We start from the raw sequence: 13608 nt of genomic DNA, 5'->3' as shown, positions 1-13608 counted from the left end.
CCCGGCGTGCAGTTGCCGGGTCTCACCGATCTCACGCCGTTGGGCCAGGGCGGTTTCGCCACGGTCTACCGCGCCCGCCAGGTCCAGCTGAACCGCGAGGTCGCGGTCAAGATCGACAACCGGGTGTTGCAGGGCGAACGGGACCGGCGGCGGTTCCTGCGCGAGGCGCACGCGGCGGCACGGCTGTCCGGGCACCCGCACGTGGTGTCCGTGCACGACGCGAACTTCACCCCGCAGGGCACGCCCTACCTGGTCATGGAGCTGTGCACGGGCGGGTCGCTGGCCGACGTGGTGCGGCGGGACGGGCCGCTGTCCGCGGCACGGGTGCGGGAGCTGGGCGTGCGGTTGGCGGACGCGTTGGCAGCCGCCCACGCGGAAGGCGTCCTGCACCGGGACATCAAGCCGGGCAACATCCTGCTGGACCGCTACGGCACGGTGAAGCTGGCCGACTTCGGGCTGGCGGCGCTGCTGGACGCCGAGGGGTCCAGCACGGTCACGCGGGACGCGTTGAGCCCCGGCTACGCGCCGCCCGAGGCGTTCGCGATGGCCCAGCCGACGGCGGCGGCGGACGTGTACGCGCTGGCGGCGACGTTGTACGACCTGCTCGCGGGCAAGCCGCCGCGGCCGGTGCCCTGGCCGGTGGAGTCGTTCGACCACCTCGGCGAGGTGCTGCGGTCACCGGTGCCGAGAGTGCCCGGCGTGCCGCAGGACCTCCACGACGCGTTGGTGCGGGCGTTGGAGCCCGACGTCGCCCGGCGGACGCCCACCGCGGCCCGGTTGCGGGACGAGCTCGGCCAGGTGCCGCAGCAGGCGCCGAGCCAGGAGCGCCGGTACTACAACGCCTCCTACACGCCACCGCCCACCAAGAAGCCGTGGGCGCTGGTGGGCAGTGCGGCGGTGCTGGCGGTGGTCGTCGCGGCCGGCACCTGGTGGTGGGCGACGCGCACCGGCGACGCCACCGGGAGTGCCGGGACGACCACGACCACCAGCTCGGCGGACACCGCGCCACCGCCGCGGCTGGACACGTGTGGGACGGGTTTCTGCGTCGCCGAACCCACCTGCTACCACGGCATCAACAACTTCGGCGGCCAGGCGGCGACGGCCCGGCGTGCCGGGGACTGCTCGGTCGAGCACTTCTGGGAGGCGTTCGGCGGCGGCTGGCTCTCCGGGGCCATCCCCCAGGTCCCCAGTGACGACCTGCTCAAAGCCCCCGAGGTCGCCGACGTGTGCACGGCTGAGGCCATGAAGGCCAACACCCGTCCGACCGTGGACACGTCGACGTGGGAGATCACCGCCGTGGCGTTCGCCGACGGGGACCGCAACTACTTCCACTGCCTGGCGGCGGAGCCCGGCGCGGGCGAGGTCACCACCAGCGCGTTCGGCGGCGCCTGAGCGGGCCGCGGCTTGAGCGCGAAGATCAGCATCACGAGCGCGGCCAGGGCGAGCAGCGCGGCGATCGGCGCGAGCGGGAGCAGGCCCACCCAGCTGATCACCAGGCCGCCGACGACGCCGGACAGGCCCACGCCGAGGTAGATCGCGGACGCGTTGAGCGACAGCAGCAGACCGCTGTTGGCGGGCGCGAGCTCGATCAGCCAGCTCTGGATGGGCGGGTTGGCCGACCACGTGAGCGCGCCCCAGACGAACAGCGCGAGCGCGGCCGTGACGGGGGTGGTCGTGGTGAGCGGCAACGTGGCCAGCACGACGGTGAAGCAGCTGAACAGCACGACGAGCAGCTTGCGGGTGTCGAAGCGGTCGGTGAGGCGACCGGCGGCCCAGTTGCCCAGCACCGAGCCCAGGCCGTAGGCGACGAGCAGGATGCCGATCGCGGCGCCCTCGACGTGCGCGGTCTCGGCGAGCAGCGGCGCGATGTAGTTGAAGACGCTGAACACGGCCAGGCACGCGAGCACGGTCAGGCCGAGGACCATCAGCACGCGCCGGTCGGCGGCCGGGGCGAAGCGCTGCCGGAGGGCGACGGCGGGCGGTGCGTCGACGCGCGGCAGCCACAGGCGGACCGCGATGGCGGCGAGCGCGGAGACCGCGGCGATCAGGGCGAACACGCCCTGGTAGCCGAGGGGCCCGCCGAGCAGGTTGCCCGCCGGCACGCCCAGGACCAGGGAGAACGTCAGGCCGCCGAACACGAGGGCGACAGCTCGGCCGCGGTGTTGCGGCGGGGACAGGACGGTGGCCACCAGCGTTGCCGCGGGCGTGTAGACGGCCGCTCCGAGCGCGCTGACGATGCGTGCGACCAGGAGGAGCGGGTAGTTCGGGGCGAGCGCGGCGAGGAGGTTGCCGAACGCGGCGACGCAGAGGGCGACGACGAGGAGCGTGCGGCGTTCCCACCGACCGGTGAGGGCGGCGAGGAGCGGTGAGGAGATCGCGTAGGCGATGGCGAACGCGGTGAGCAGCTGCCCGGCGGTGGCGTGCGAGACGTGCAGTTCCTCGCTCACGGCGGGCAGCACGCCGGAGACGATGTACCCGCTCGTGCCGATGGCGAACGCGCCGGCGGCGAGCAGGTAGGTGCGTGCCGACATGGATGATCCCCCAGTCGAGTGATGGTTCGATGAGGATCGTACTACGTCAGTCATCGAAGTTTGATGCGTCTCGTAGTATGGGCGTCATGACCACGACGCTCGCCCACCCGGAGCGGGACGAGATCCGGATCGCGTCGGTGCTGCACGCGCTGGCCGACCCGGTCCGGCTCCAGATCGTGCGCGCGCTGGCGGAGCACGAGGAGGGCATCTCGTGCGGGCTGCTGCCGCTGGGCGTGACGGCGTCCACGCTGACGCACCACGTGCGGACGTTGCGGGAGGCCGGTGTGGTGCGCGTTCGGCCGCAGGGGACGTCGCGGATCAGTGCGTTGCGGAGGGATGACTTGGACGCGTTGTTCCCGGGATTGCTGGACGGCGTGCTGGCGGCGAAGCGGTGAGCGACGCCAACGACTGGGAGTGGGTCCGCGTGCTCGCGCAGGGGCGCGTGTACGACGAGGACCGGGCGGCGGCGAACCGGTTGGCCTGGGCCGCGGTGGCGCTGGCCGCGTCGCGCGGCGGCGAGCGCAACGGGGTGCGGCGGGCCCGGGCGGTCGCCGACCGGTTCGCGCTGCGGGCCCGGGTGGTGCGGTCGCTCGGCGCTCGGGCGGTCGACCCGGACGCCTTGCTGACCGAGGTGCTGGACGAGCCGGACCTGCCCGAGCGGTACCGGAAACTGGTCGCACGGGCGGTGGAGCCGGTGGTGCCGCAGGTGCGGGACGAGGCGTTGCGGGAACGGGCCGGGAAGTGGGTCGAGGGCCGGGACCAGGCACGACCCTGACCGGCCGGCGGGACCGTAAATGGTTTGCGCCGGTTCCTAGGGTGAACAGACGTGCGCGCTTACGTCTCGCTAGCGCTGGCCGGATTTCGCAGGTACTCCACCTATCGACAGGCGATGGTCGCCGGAATGGCGACGAACGTCGCCTTCGGCCTGCTCAGGATGGCTGTGCTGGTCGCAGCCGTCGGGCAGGGACCGATCGCGGGCTATGACGTCGCCGCCACCGCGACTTACGTGTGGCTCGGACAGGGGCTCATGGCCGTTGTCGTGCTCTGGGGCGACAAGCAGTTGGCCGAACGGGTGCGCAGCGGCGACGTCGTCGTCGACCTGTACCGGCCCTGGCACTTGCAGATGGCGTTGTTCGCGGAGGACGTGGGACGCGCCGGATATGCGGTGCTGGTGCGGTTGGCTCCCCCGATCGCGTTCGGGGCGTTGTTCTTCCCCTTCCGATGGCCTTCGGCGAGCACGGTGCCGGTGTTCGCGGTCAGCGTGGCGCTCGCGCTGGCGGTGAGTTTCGGCATGCGGTTCCTGCTCAACGCGACCACGTTCTGGCTGCTGGACAACCGCGGCGTCCAAGCGCTCTACACGGCGCTCACGTGGCTGTTCTGCGGCTTGGCCGTGCCGCTGTCGTTCTTCCCCGAGTGGGCGCTGCCGATCGTGTGGTCCACGCCGTTCGCGGCCATGTTGCAGGCGCCCGTCGACGTGTTCCTCGAACGCGGGTCGCCCTGGCCCTTCCTGGCGGGACAAGCGTTCTGGGCGGTCGCCGTGCTCGCCGCGGGGCACCTGGTGCTGAACCGCGCGGTGCGCAAGGTGGTGGTCCAGGGTGGCTGAGAGCGTCTACTTCAAACTCGTCGGCGCGAGGCTGCGCGGGCAGATGTCCTACCGCGCCTCGTTCGTGCTCCAGTGCGTCGCGCAGGCCGTCAACCAGCTCGCCGAGCTGGCGATCATCCTGGTGCTGTTCAACCGGGTCAGCGCGCTGGGCGGCTTCTCGGTCCGGGAAGTCGTGCTGATGTACGCGATCGCGGGCACGGCGTTCGGGATCGCGGACATGGTGGCCGGGCAGTTGGACGAGCTGCCGACCTACATCCGCACGGGCACGTTCGACGTGCTGCTGCTGCGGCCACTGGGGACGCTGACCCAGATGATGGCCTCGGACCTGCACCTGCGGAAGGTGGGGCGGATCGCCGCCGGGCTCGGCGCGATGGCCTACGCGTTGAGCCACAACGACATCGCGTGGTCGGTCGGCGCGGTGACCCTGGTCGTGGTGGCGCCGATCAGCGGCGCGGTGATCTTCTCGTCCGTCTGGGTGGCGGCCAACGCGGTGTGCTTCTGGGTGGTGGACGGCCAGGAGCTGGCCAACACGGTCACCCACGGCAGCAACGCGTTCACCTCCTACCCCGCCACGGTCTACGGGCCCTGGCTGCGCCGGTTCTTCGCGTTCGTCGTCCCCGGCGCGTTCGTCGCCTACTACCCCAGCCTCGCCCTGCTGGACCGGCCGGACCCGTTGGGCGGTCCCGCGGTGCTGGGGTGGGTCTCACCGCTCGTCGCCGCGGCGGCGGCCGTGGTCGCCGGCTTGGTCTGGCGCACGGCCGTGCGGCACTACCGAGGGACTGGATCATGATCGAGGTGCGGGAACTGCGGCGCGAGTTCACCGTGACGACCAAGGTGGGCCGGTTCCGCCGGGAACGCCGGGTGGTGCGGGCCGTCGACGACGTCGCGTTCGACGTGGCGGCGGGCGAGGCGGTCGGGTACGTCGGGCCCAACGGCGCGGGCAAGTCGACCACCATCAAGATGCTGACCGGCATCCTGGTGCCGACGTCCGGGCACGTGCGGGTGTGCGGGGTGGATCCCTCCCGCGGCCGGCGGGAGCTGGCGCGGCGGATCGGCGTGGTGTTCGGCCAGCGCAGCCAGCTGTGGTGGGACCTGCCGCTGCGGGACAGCTTCGAGCTGCTGCGGGCGATCTACCGGGTGCCGAGGGGTGATCACGCGAGTCGGTTGCGCGAGTGCGTCGAGCTGTTGGAACTGGGTGCTTTCCTGGACACGCCGGTCCGCCAGTTGTCGCTGGGGCAGCGGATGCGCGGCGAGGTCACGGCGGCGCTGCTGCACGGGCCGGAGTTGCTGGTGCTGGACGAGCCGACGATCGGGCTGGACCTGGAGTCCAAGGAACGGCTGCGGGAGTTCCTGGCCGACCTGAACGCGCAGCGCGGAACCACCCTCCTGCTCACCACGCACGACCTGGACGACATCGAGCGGCTGTGCCCGCGGTTGGTGGTGATCGACCGCGGCACGGTGCTCGCGGACGGGCCGCTGGAGGCGTTGCGCGCCGAGGTCGCGCCGGAGCGGGTGCTGGTGGTCGACCTGGAGGAGCCGGCGGAGCTGGCCGGGCTGCCCGGCGTCACGTCGAGCCGCGTCGAGCTCAACGGATTGCGACACCACCTCACGTTCCGCCGGGCCGACACGACCGCCGCGGCCCTCATCTCCGCCGTGGCCACCCGGGCGGAGGTGCACGACCTGGTGGTCGTCGAGCCGGAAATCGACGACGTGGTGCGTCGGCTCTACGCGCGTCGGTAGAGTCGGACGAAACGGTCAACGTAGAACGGGAGCACCTCATGCGCGCAGGTCGTCCGGTAGCCACCCTCCTGCTGGCGATGGGGCTCGCGGCCGCGGTCTCCGGCTGCGAGGCCGTGCAGCAAGCCTCGGACACGGCCAACCAGGTCGGCCAGGCCGCGGACAAGGCGCAACTGTGCATCGAAGCGCTGAAGCTGGCCGGCTTCACGCCCGACGCGACCGACCCGCAGAAGGCGCTGGAGGAGACCCAGCAGAAGGCCGAGGAGCTGAACGCGCTCGCCGCGAAGGCGGGTGACACCACGCTCCAGGACGCCATCACCGGGGTCTCGGACACCATGAGCAAGGTGACGCTGGACGACCTGAACCCGGCCAACATCGCGACCTGGTCGCAGGAGAAGCTGGACCAGGTGGCCAAGCTGTCCAACGCCTGCGCCTGAGCGGAAATGCCAGGCTGTCGGTACCTTCGGAACAGTCCTACGCTGTGACGCACCGGAGGTGTTGCAGATGCACGCGACAGTAGGCGACCGGTTGCACATCCACAGCCGCGCGGTGGGTCTCGACGAGACGGTCGGCGAGATCCTCGAGGTGCGCGGCCCGGAAGGTGCACCCCCTTATCGGGTCCGCTTCTCCGACGGCCACGAAGGGCTGGTCTACCCCGGCCCCGACAGCCTGGTCGAGCCGCGGGCCTCGGAATCGCCCAGGATCAAGGACTCGACCTCGGCGCGGTAGAGCAGCGCCGGGTCGAACCCCATCGGCCCGAACTGGCCCGAGACCTCCAGGCTGAGCACGCCGTGCAGCCTGGTGAACGCACGCATGGCGGTGAGCAGCACGGCGGGGGGCACGTTCCCCTCGCCGCGCGAGCCCGCCCAGGCCACGAGCTGGTCGTCCAACGTGGACGGTCCGGCAGCGGCCCCGTCCCCGTGCGGCAGGATGCCGAGCAGCGCGCTCATGGTGCGGTGCGCGAGCAACGCCGTGTCCTCCGGCGCGTGGTAGCCCGGCAGCGGTGTGCCGAACAGCAGCAGGTAGCGGTGCGGCTCGGTGACGGCCCACGTCCGGAACGCCCCCGCGAACGCACGCACCCGATCGGGTGGTGACGCGTCGGTCGACGCCGCCACCGCCGCCTCCACCGCGACCGCGAGGTCGTGCCAGGCGTCGCGGATCAGGTCGTTGAGCAGGTCGTCGCGCCCCTTGAAGTACCGGTAGAGCGCGGGCCCCGTCACGCCCATGCGCTTGGCGATGGCGTTGACCGAGATCCCGGCGATCCCCTGTTCCGCCAACTGCTCCAGCGCGATGCGCTTGGCCTCCGCCTTCGTCTCCTCGCGGTACCGCTCCCGGCGGACGTTGACCATCTGCTGCCCCTCCTCTTGACAAACGCACTCTAACTTGTGTTAGAACTTCTAACAACAGTGAGGGCTTGATACTAGGGGGCGTCATGTCGGTGGTCGTGCTGGGCGCGGGACGTGGGATCGGCGGGGAAATCGCCCGTCAGCTGGTGGCGGACGGCCGGGAGGTCCGCGCCGTCACACGTTCGGGTGGAGTTCCGGACGGTGCCCAGGACGTGCGGGCCGACCTGATGGACCGCGACGCGACCATGAAGGCGGTCGAGGGCGCTTCGGTGATCCACCTGGCGGCGAACGTCCTGTACTCCGACTGGACCGCGATGCTGCCGACGATGGTGGAGAACACCATCGCCGCGGCGGAGGCCACCGGCGCGAAGATCGTCTACACGGACAACCTGTACGCGTACGGGCCGGTGTCGGGGCCGCTGCGGGAGGACACGCCGGAACGGCCCGCCGGCCCGAAGGAGCGGCTGCGCAGCGAGCTGGGCAAGCGCTTGCGGTCGGCGTCGGTGCCGGTCACGACGTGCCGCTCGTCGGACTACTACGGGCCGGGCGGCACGGGCTCGCTACCGGGTGAGCTGATCGTCAAGCCGATGGCGGCGGACAGGGGCGCGCTGTGGTTCTGGCCGCTGGACCTGCCGCACACGTTCGCCTACCTGCCCGACACGGCACGCGCGACGATCCTGCTGGGCGACGACGAGCGCGCCGACGGCAAGGTCTGGCACACGCCCGCGGCCGAGACGCTGACCGTGCGCGAGTTCGCGGCCCTGACCGGTCGGGTGCTCGGCAACGCGCGCAAGCCGCTGCGGCTGCCCGCGTTCTCGGTCCGGGTGGGCGCGCTGTTCGACAAGCGGCTGAAGGGCTCGGCCGAGATGGACCACCAGCGGACCGCGCCGTGGGTGGTGGACCACTCCGCGTTCGAGGCCACCTTCGGGCCGTTCGCCGCCACCCCGCACGAGCAGGCCGTCGAGGAGACCGCGCGCTGGTACCGCGGGTGAGCGAAACGGCAACCTGGGAACGGTCTCAGCCCAGGATGGTGGTGATCAGCTCGTCGGCCAGGGCGGGCGTGGCGGCGGCGATGCCGGACCAGCGGCGGGACAGGTCGAGGTCGAACGACAGCGGCCGGCCGCGCAGGTCCAGCAGCGCTCCCCCGGCGGCGGGCACCGTGACGAGCGCGGCGATCAGGTCCATCAGCCGGTGGGTGTCCGAGCCGGGGTCGGCGAACCCGTCCACCGCGCCCTCGGCCACCAGCACCGCCTCCAGGCACGTGGTGGCGAGGATGCGGACGCGCTCGGCCCGGTCCACCACGCGCATCCACGCGTCCTCGCTGCCGCGCTTGGGCCGCATCATGCACAACGACGCGCCCTTGAGCCGCGTGCGGCCACTGGTGCGGTAGGGCGTGGGCCGGCCCGCGTGCGCCGACCAGGCGCGGCCGGTGTCGAACCACACGGTGAGGGCTTCCACCGGCTGGTCGTCGAGCACCAGGGCGCCCGCGAAGCACGAGAGCGGCACGCCCATCGCGGCGTTCGCGGAACCGTCCACCGGGTCGATCACGAGGGTGGCGGCCGACCCGTGGTCGAGGAACCCGGCCTCCTCGGACAGCAGGTTCGCGCCCGCCGCCGCGGCGGCCTCGGCGATCGCGGCCTCCACGATCGCGTCGACCCGCATGGTGGGCGTGCCGTCCGCGCCGTCGGCGACCTCCTCGCGCAGCTGCGCGCGGCTGAACTCGCGCCGGGCCCGGCCGTAGGCGGCCGACGCGGCGACCGCGGTGGCGGCGAGCGCCGGGTGCACGTCGGCGGGCAGGTTCGGCGCGGGCACGGGCCAGGAGTCCATGCCCCCAACATGCCACGAGAGGGCCACCGGCGGCGGCCCTCTCGTGGGGTACGACTCAGATCAGGCCCAGGGCCTTGACCGCGTCGCGCTCCTCGACCAGCTCGGCCACGGAGGCGTCGATGCGGGCGCGGGAGAACTCGTCGATCTCCAGGCCCTGCACGATCGAGTACTCGCCGTCGGTCACCGTGACGGGGAACGACGAGATCAGGCCCTCCGGCACGCCGTAGGAGCCGTCCGACGGGATCGCCATCGACACCCAGTCGCCCTCGGCGGTGCCGTTGACCCAGTCGTGCACGTGGTCGATGGCCGCGTTCGCCGCCGACGCCGCCGAGGACGCGCCGCGCGCCTCGATGATCGCCGCGCCGCGCTTGGCGACGGTCGGGATGAACTCGTTCTCCAGCCAAGCCTGGTCGTTCACGGCCTGCGCCGCGTTCTGGCCCTTGACCTCGGCGTGGAACAGGTCCGGGTACTGGGTGGCCGAGTGGTTGCCCCAGATGGTGAGCTTCTTGATGTCGGTGACCGACACCCCGAGCTTCTTCGCCAGCTGCGACAGCGCCCGGTTGTGGTCCAGGCGGGTCATCGCGGTGAACCGCTCGGCGGGCACGTCGGGCGCGTGCTGCTGGGCGATCAGGGCGTTGGTGTTGGCCGGGTTGCCGACGACCAGCACGCGCACGTCGTCCGCCGCGCCCGCGTTGATCGCCTCACCCTGCGGCTTGAAGATGCCGCCGTTGGCCTCCAGCAGGTCGCCGCGCTCCATGCCCTTCGTGCGCGGGCGGGCGCCGACCAGCAGCGCCACGTTGACGCCGTCGAAGGCGGTCTTGGCGTCGTCGGTGATGTCGATGCCGGACAGCAGCGGGAACGCGCAGTCGTCCAGCTCCATCGCGGTGCCCTCGGCGGCCTTGACGGCCTGCGGGATCTCCAGCAGGCGCAGGCGCACCGGGACGTCGGGGCCCAGGAGGTGGCCGGAGGCGATGCGGAACAGCAGTGCGTAGCCGATCTGGCCGGCCGCACCGGTGACGGTGACGTTCACGGGCGTGCGGGTCATGTGCCTTCCCGAATGTTGTGGCTTCAGTCCTCGGGCACGACCACTAGGCAGGCTGACGACCTGTCAGCGGCGGTCTCTACTCCGGGACCGCGCACCGGGCGGGTTGCCCGGCAGGTCGGAGGTTACCAACTGGCGAACGATGACAAGGTGTGACAGTGGACATCATCGGCGAGGACTACTCCGACGCGGTCGTGCGCGGGCAGCACTGGGAAGGCCGGTCGTTCGTCCGGTGCGACTTCACCGAGGCCGACCTGCGCGGGCTGGCGACGTCCGGCTGCACGTTCACCGAGTGCACCTTCGACCGCACCGACCTGGGCGGGTCCGCGCACAAGGCCACCGCGTTCCGCTCCTGCCGGTTCACCGGTGCCGTGCTGAACTCGACGGAGTTCACGTCGTGCTCGTGGCTCGGGTCGACGTTCGCGGACTGCGCGCTGCGGCCGATCGCGTTGACCGAGACCGATCTCACGCTCGTCGGGCTGGCGGGCGCCGTGCTGCGCAAGGCGTCGCTGCGCGGGCTGCGGCTGCGCGAGGCGAACCTCTCCGACGCCGACCTGCGCGACGCGGACCTGCGTGACGCCGACCTGACCGGCGCGCGGCTGCGCGGGTGCCGGCTGGAGGGCGCGGACCTGCGCGGCGCGCGCCTGGACGCCGACGGGCTCGTCCAGGCCACCCTGCGCGGGGCACGGGTGGACCTGGACACGGCCGTCGCCTTCGCCGCGGCGCACGGGCTGCGCGTCGGCTAGTGGCCCGGGGGCTCCTGGCCCGCGACCTCGACCAGCACGCCGTCGGCGATCATGTCGTCGATCGTCTTCGGCATCAGGTAGGCGGTGCCGCCGCCCGGCTGCTCGAACCAGGGCACGGCCACCCCGGTCAGCACCTCGACCGGTCGGCGCAGCCGGTACACGTGGTACGGCCGGTTGATCCACGACGGCACCAGCGAGCGCTGCGCGAACGGGGTGCCCGCCGCGTAGACGAGGTTGCCCTCGCCCTCGCCGAAGCGGTCCACCTCCATGCCGGGGGGCAGCTCGATCATCTTCTTGTGCCGGAACAGGGTGAGCGGCGGCTCGCCGTTCATCGGGCTGATCGGCCACGACCGCTGCGGCTTGGGCTCCTGGGTGGACGTCGTGACGCCCGAGGGCTGCGGCTGCGGTTGCGCGGCGATCGGGACCGGCGGTTCGACCGGCGGGCGCTGCGGCGGCGCGGGTCGGCGCGGCGGCTCCTCGCGGAAGCCGTTGTTCATCGGCGGGCGGGGGCGCTGCGGCGGCGGTGGCGGCGGCATCGGGGCCGGGCGCGGCACCCGCCGGTTGGTCAGCACCAGCTTGCCGACCAGGTACGCGGCGGCGTCCTCCAGCCGGTCGAAGCGGACCGGGTTGGTCGGGCCGTGGTCGAACCACGACACCTCCCAGTCCGGGCCCTCGGTGCGCAGCAGCCAGGTGCGGTCGGCGGGCTCGCCGAACCGGTAGGCGACGGGCGGCACGTCGAGCTCGTCCAGCGCGCGGCGGATGCCGACCAGCTCGCGCTCCTCGTCCGGCGTGACCTGGCGCGGCTCGACCGGCTGCGGCGGCTGGACCGGCGGGGGCGGGGCCAGCGGCGGCGCGGGCGGGGCGGCCGGGCTCACGTCGTCGAACGGCTGCACGGCCTCGGCGAACCGGGTCGCCTGGTCCGCGAACGGCGGCGGCACCTGCTCCGCGAACTGCGGCGGCTCGGCGGGCTCGTCGTGGCGGTCGCGGTCGTGGTGCTCGCGGTCGTGGTGCTCGCGGTCGACGTGGTCGTGCTCGACGTGGTCGTGCGCGGCCTGCTCGCGCTCGTGCTCGACGTGCCCGTCGTGGTGGTCGCGGTCGTCGTCGTGCCCGTCGTGGTCGTCGAACCGGGACTCCGGCTCGTCGGCGCGGGCCTGCTCGGCGAACAGCGGCTCGTCCGGCCCGGTGAACGCCTGGTCGTCGTGGTCGCCGAACCGCGCGTCCTCGTGCGCGTCGAACGGCTCGTCGTCGCGCTCCGGCGCGTAGAGCCGGGCCTGGTCGACCTCGAACTCGGCGGTGACCTCGGCCTCGTCCGGGGCGTGCCGCGACTCGGGTTCGAGAACCTGCTCGTCGGCGGGCCGCGGCTCGGTCTCGGCCGGCTGCTCGTGCGGGTCGTGCCCGTGCGGGTCGTGCTCCTCGGGCGAGTGCTGGTCGTGCGCGTGCTCGTCGTGCGCGTGCTGGTGCTCGTCGTGCTGGTGCGGCTGCGACACCCCGCCGACCGCCCCGACCTCGGCGGTCTCCTCCGCGGGCGCGGGCTCCGGCTCCTCGTCGGTGAACGGGCTCCAGGTCTGGGTGTCGTTGAGCTCGCGCTCGTACGCCGCCGGCGCGAACAGGTCCATCCCGTCCACGTAGGACTCGCGCCGGTACCGCTCGTCGATGACCGGGCCGTCCTCCTCGAACCGCACCCGGTACGGCGGGCCCTCCTGGGCGTACTCGATGACGTCCGGCTTCAGCTCGGTGAGGTTCGCGGTCTCCTCGACGTCCGCCGGCGCGCCCGCCTCCTCGGCCGGCCGCGGCTCGTCGGCCGGCAGCTCGGGCAGCGGCGCGGCCACGGTCGCGCCCACCTCGACCGGCGGCTCGACCGGCGCGGGCGGCGGTTCGGCGACCGGCAGCTCGGTGCCCTGCGGCGCGGCGGGCGCGCCCAGGTTCGCCGCGGCGGCGACCCGCGCCTCCTCGGTCACCTCGGGCAGCACGAAGTCCAGCGCCTTGGCCCGCTCCACCAGCTCCGGCTCCGGCGGCACGCCGTAGGCGCGCAGGTAGTAGCCGACGGCGGCGGGCCAGATCCACTGCCCGTCCGTCTGGAACCCGACCGGCACCACGGCCGGCGCGTCCGGGTTGAGCACGTCCGCCTCGAACCCGCGCCCGATCACCGCGACCGGCGCCCGGTCCAGGTAGCTCAGCAGCAGGTCGTGGTCGGCCTCGGCGACCGGCGGCCGGTTCACCGACGGCCGACCGCCGGGACCCGCGCCGTCGAACACGCGGGCCGTGCGGAACGCGCGCGGCGGCTGCGGCGGGTCGACCGGCGGCGGGGGCGGCGGTGCCTGCTGGAGGCGTCGGCGCAGCCAGTCCGGCACGTTCTCGTCGGTTCTGGGGAAGAACCGCATCTCGTCCAGGTACGCCTGCGGCGGCGGTGGCGTGGTCCAGGACGGCTCGGCGCGGTCGAAGTCCAGGTTGTAGCTGGACGGGTGGTCGAGCTGGTAGCGGGCGTTGGACCAGCTGCCCCGACCGTCCCGGTACATGCCCGCGCGCAGCCGCGAGAACAGACCGGCCACCTCCTGGGGCGGCGACCAGGCGCGCAGGGCGCCGTCGGCGGTGCGCACCTCGGCGGCCAGCTCGAAGTACCGGCCGGTCGCGCGGTACTCCGCGGTCACGTGCCGCCACTCCTCCGGCGCGGCCCGCATCAGCGTCAGGCCGATCTGCTTGACCAGCGCATCCTGCTCGGTCGGGTTCAGCGGCTTCAGCTCGGACACGTGCATCATCTTCCCCCGCGACTCCCCGT

15 protein-coding genes are annotated in these 13608 nt (G+C 72.8%); 10 read left to right on the top strand and 5 right to left on the bottom strand.

Annotated features, from left to right (window positions below; translation table 11 throughout):
* Positions 1-6 precede the first annotated feature (6 nt).
* On the top strand, positions 7-1392 hold the full coding sequence (locus tag ACIQMJ_RS29270; protein WP_499764219.1) for a serine/threonine-protein kinase: 1386 nt from the start codon (positions 7-9) through the stop codon (positions 1390-1392).
* Here the strand turns inward: ACIQMJ_RS29270 and ACIQMJ_RS29265 are convergent.
* The gene (locus tag ACIQMJ_RS29265; RefSeq protein ID WP_499764218.1) at positions 1323-2531 is read right to left on the bottom strand and encodes an MFS transporter; all 1209 of its coding nucleotides are present in this window, start codon (positions 2529-2531) and stop codon (positions 1323-1325) included. The genes ACIQMJ_RS29270 and ACIQMJ_RS29265 overlap by 70 nt on opposite strands.
* Before the next feature lie 77 nt (positions 2532-2608).
* Between ACIQMJ_RS29265 and ACIQMJ_RS29260 the strand changes: the two genes are divergently transcribed.
* From ACIQMJ_RS29260 to ACIQMJ_RS29230, 7 genes are all read left to right on the top strand, one after another.
* The gene (locus ACIQMJ_RS29260; protein WP_499764217.1) at positions 2609-2926 is read left to right on the top strand and encodes an ArsR/SmtB family transcription factor; all 318 of its coding nucleotides are present in this window, start codon (positions 2609-2611) and stop codon (positions 2924-2926) included.
* Positions 2923-3306, top strand: a complete 384-nt coding sequence (locus ACIQMJ_RS29255) for a hypothetical protein (RefSeq protein WP_499764216.1) — start codon at positions 2923-2925, stop codon at positions 3304-3306. Before ACIQMJ_RS29260 ends, ACIQMJ_RS29255 begins: the two co-directional genes overlap by 4 nt.
* Positions 3307-3432: 126 nt before the next feature.
* Positions 3433-4134, top strand: a complete 702-nt coding sequence (locus tag ACIQMJ_RS29250; protein ID WP_499764215.1) for an ABC transporter permease — start codon at positions 3433-3435, stop codon at positions 4132-4134.
* Positions 4127-4924 (top strand): ABC transporter permease, encoded by a 798-nt coding sequence (locus ACIQMJ_RS29245; RefSeq protein WP_499764214.1) that lies wholly within the window; start codon positions 4127-4129, stop codon positions 4922-4924. The genes ACIQMJ_RS29250 and ACIQMJ_RS29245 overlap by 8 nt, the downstream gene beginning before the upstream one ends.
* The gene (locus ACIQMJ_RS29240; RefSeq protein WP_499764213.1) at positions 4921-5874 is read left to right on the top strand and encodes an ABC transporter ATP-binding protein; all 954 of its coding nucleotides are present in this window, start codon (positions 4921-4923) and stop codon (positions 5872-5874) included. The genes ACIQMJ_RS29245 and ACIQMJ_RS29240 overlap by 4 nt, the downstream gene beginning before the upstream one ends.
* A 38-nt stretch (positions 5875-5912) precedes the next feature.
* A complete protein-coding gene (locus ACIQMJ_RS29235) occupies positions 5913-6308 on the top strand; it encodes a bacteriophage spanin2 family protein (protein ID WP_499764212.1) in 396 nt (131 codons plus the stop codon).
* A 67-nt stretch (positions 6309-6375) separates the two neighbouring features.
* Positions 6376-6600: a DUF1918 domain-containing protein gene (locus tag ACIQMJ_RS29230; protein ID WP_141980418.1), complete on the top strand. Its 225-nt coding sequence runs from the start codon at positions 6376-6378 to the stop codon at positions 6598-6600.
* Here ACIQMJ_RS29230 and ACIQMJ_RS29225 read toward each other — a convergent pair.
* Positions 6522-7220, bottom strand: coding sequence for a TetR/AcrR family transcriptional regulator (locus ACIQMJ_RS29225; protein WP_499764211.1), 699 nt, complete (start codon positions 7218-7220; stop codon positions 6522-6524). The genes ACIQMJ_RS29230 and ACIQMJ_RS29225 overlap by 79 nt on opposite strands.
* A gap of 83 nt (positions 7221-7303) precedes the next feature.
* Between ACIQMJ_RS29225 and ACIQMJ_RS29220 the strand changes: the two genes are divergently transcribed.
* Positions 7304-8209 (top strand): NAD(P)H-binding protein, encoded by a 906-nt coding sequence (locus tag ACIQMJ_RS29220; RefSeq protein WP_499764210.1) that lies wholly within the window; start codon positions 7304-7306, stop codon positions 8207-8209.
* 25 nt (positions 8210-8234) lie between these two features.
* On the opposite strand, the gene ACIQMJ_RS29215 is transcribed toward ACIQMJ_RS29220, so the two are convergent.
* Positions 8235-9044, bottom strand: a complete 810-nt coding sequence (locus ACIQMJ_RS29215) for an inositol monophosphatase family protein (RefSeq protein WP_499764209.1) — start codon at positions 9042-9044, stop codon at positions 8235-8237.
* Between the two features lie 55 nt (positions 9045-9099).
* Positions 9100-10089, bottom strand: coding sequence for a malate dehydrogenase (locus ACIQMJ_RS29210; RefSeq protein ID WP_141980414.1), 990 nt, complete (start codon positions 10087-10089; stop codon positions 9100-9102).
* A 155-nt stretch (positions 10090-10244) separates the two neighbouring features.
* On the opposite strand from ACIQMJ_RS29210, the gene ACIQMJ_RS29205 reads away from it, so the two are divergent.
* Entirely contained in the window at positions 10245-10832 is a 588-nt protein-coding gene (locus tag ACIQMJ_RS29205; protein WP_499764208.1) for a pentapeptide repeat-containing protein, read from the top strand.
* Here the strand turns inward: ACIQMJ_RS29205 and ACIQMJ_RS29200 are convergent.
* The gene (locus ACIQMJ_RS29200) at positions 10829-13579 is read right to left on the bottom strand and encodes a TNT domain-containing protein (protein WP_499764207.1); all 2751 of its coding nucleotides are present in this window, start codon (positions 13577-13579) and stop codon (positions 10829-10831) included. The two genes, ACIQMJ_RS29205 and ACIQMJ_RS29200, sit on opposite strands and share 4 nt — an antisense overlap.
* Positions 13580-13608: the final 29 nt, after the last annotated feature.

Origin of the sequence: Actinosynnema sp. NPDC091369, assembly GCF_044757065.1 — a bacterium.
Classification (GTDB): domain Bacteria; phylum Actinomycetota; class Actinomycetes; order Mycobacteriales; family Pseudonocardiaceae; genus Actinosynnema.
The sequence above is the reverse complement of the archived record's forward strand: the minus strand, read 5'-3'. Positions and strand labels throughout refer to the sequence as shown.

Bases quoted from the DNA above. Each gene is read 5' to 3' on its own strand.
- ACIQMJ_RS29220 (WP_499764210.1), top strand. From the start codon at position 7,304: ATGTCGGTGGTCGTGCTGGGCGCGGGACGTGGGATCGGCGGGGAAATC.
- ACIQMJ_RS29250 (WP_499764215.1), top strand. From the start codon at position 3,433: ATGGCGACGAACGTCGCCTTCGGCCTGCTCAGGATGGCTGTGCTGGTC.
- ACIQMJ_RS29215 (WP_499764209.1), bottom strand. From the start codon at position 9,044: ATGGACTCCTGGCCCGTGCCCGCGCCGAACCTGCCCGCCGACGTGCAC.
- ACIQMJ_RS29230 (WP_141980418.1), top strand. From the start codon at position 6,376: ATGCACGCGACAGTAGGCGACCGGTTGCACATCCACAGCCGCGCGGTG.
- ACIQMJ_RS29265 (WP_499764218.1), bottom strand. From the start codon at position 2,531: ATGTCGGCACGCACCTACCTGCTCGCCGCCGGCGCGTTCGCCATCGGC.
- ACIQMJ_RS29210 (WP_141980414.1), bottom strand. From the start codon at position 10,089: ATGACCCGCACGCCCGTGAACGTCACCGTCACCGGTGCGGCCGGCCAG.
- ACIQMJ_RS29260 (WP_499764217.1), top strand. From the start codon at position 2,609: ATGGGCGTCATGACCACGACGCTCGCCCACCCGGAGCGGGACGAGATC.
- ACIQMJ_RS29225 (WP_499764211.1), bottom strand. From the start codon at position 7,220: ATGGTCAACGTCCGCCGGGAGCGGTACCGCGAGGAGACGAAGGCGGAG.
- ACIQMJ_RS29240 (WP_499764213.1), top strand. From the start codon at position 4,921: ATGATCGAGGTGCGGGAACTGCGGCGCGAGTTCACCGTGACGACCAAG.
- ACIQMJ_RS29235 (WP_499764212.1), top strand. From the start codon at position 5,913: ATGCGCGCAGGTCGTCCGGTAGCCACCCTCCTGCTGGCGATGGGGCTC.